Below are 1,467 nucleotides of genomic sequence, written 5' to 3'. Positions count from 1 at the left end.
AGCTCGGCGAACCGGTGCCGAGCCAGCTTGATGCCTATACCGTGGGCGGTGGCGAAGATAGCGCGCAGATCCTGGCAGTAGAGCATTTGCTTGCCGACGGCGGCCTGCACAAAGCTGCCCGCGCTGGTGCGCCAGTTTTTGCTATTTGCGCTGGGTTTCAGCTGGTCGGCGAGACTTTCCGCGCTGCGGGCCGGGAAGTCGAGGGGCTGGGCTTAATTGATGCCCGTACCGTCACATTGCAAAAACGTGCGATTGGTGAGGTCGCTTCACAACCAACGCAGGCCGGTGTCACCAGTAGCCTGGCCTCCCCGCTGACTGGTTTCGAAAACCACATGGGCGCCAGTGTGCTCGGCCCGGATGCCCACCCTTTGGGTGCTATCACCACTGGTATTGGTAACTGCGATGCCGATGCTGCCCGTGCTGGCGCAGCCGACGATATTGCTGCGCAAACTCGAGGTTGGCGGATCTGGTGTTGTCCATGGCATTGGGGTGCACGTTGGATGAGCTGGAACCGTTGGAGATCCCGGCCATCGAGCAGCTGCGCACCGAGCGCCTGCGCTAAGCACACGCCGCGAAATTATAGCCGCGGCGCGCGGACGCTACCCACTGGCCAATAATTCTTACGCTAGCCTAAGATAAACCACATGGCTGATGGACATACCTCGCAAGATACCGCCGAGCACTCTGACAAACTCCACGAGTTTCTCGACACCACCCTGTCCAACCCACCCGGCGACGCACGCCACCATTTCGTACGGTGCCGGGTGACGTCTGTGGAGGTGCTTGCCGACGAACTCCTGCGGGTGCACCTGCACTCCCCCGCTTTCGCGGATCTGCGCCTGACTGGACCTGATGAGTTTTTCGGGCTGATCATGCCCACAGCTGCGCACAGCTTGGACGGCTTAGAAAACGCGCTTGCCGACGGCGACCGCGCGAACCTACGCGCCGTCATTGCCTCCTGCGATTCCGCGTGGCGTCCAGAGCTGCGCTGGTACACTTTCCGCGCACTGGACCGGGAGAATGCGACCGCGTGTTTTGATGTGGCCACGCACGGCAAACGCACGGGCCGAGAAAGCACCGACGACCACACCTTCCCCGCCCCGGGATTGAACTGGGTGCTGCGTGCACAAGCAGGTGACGAATGCGCGATCTATGCTTCCCGCGGGTTGTGGCACCACCCCAGTAGCAGGCAGCTACTCATCGCGGACCCTTCAGCACTGCCGTCGGTGTGGGCGATTCTGGAATACTGCCAGCGCTTCCACCCGGATACACTGCGCACCACCCGCGTGATCGCACTCGCTGAAACCGAGGCGGATATTGAAACTGCCGCGCTGCAACAGTGGCAGAATACGCTGGCCAGCGTGGACGTCGTCACGGGCCCTTATGCGCAGCACCAGGAACTACTGGCTGCCCACGTACAAGAACTGGCCCGCCAACACCCGGAATTTCAGCCGGAGTATCTGTGGG

General features: G+C 61.8%; 1 protein-coding gene and 1 pseudogene. Both read left to right on the top strand.

Annotated elements, in window-relative coordinates:
• Positions 1-562, top strand: a pseudogene (locus BKN05_RS12580) (glutamine amidotransferase); the annotation flags it as partial.
• Positions 563-644: 82 nt separating this feature from the next.
• Positions 645-1,467, top strand: an 823-nt coding sequence (locus BKN05_RS12575; RefSeq protein WP_286688795.1) for a siderophore-interacting protein, incomplete at its 3' end; no start/stop codon positions are given.

The organism is Corynebacterium sp. S5S1 (genome assembly GCF_001913985.1).
Taxonomy (GTDB): domain Bacteria; phylum Actinomycetota; class Actinomycetes; order Mycobacteriales; family Mycobacteriaceae; genus Corynebacterium; species Corynebacterium marquesiae.
This window is presented reverse-complemented; position numbering and strand designations above follow the sequence as displayed.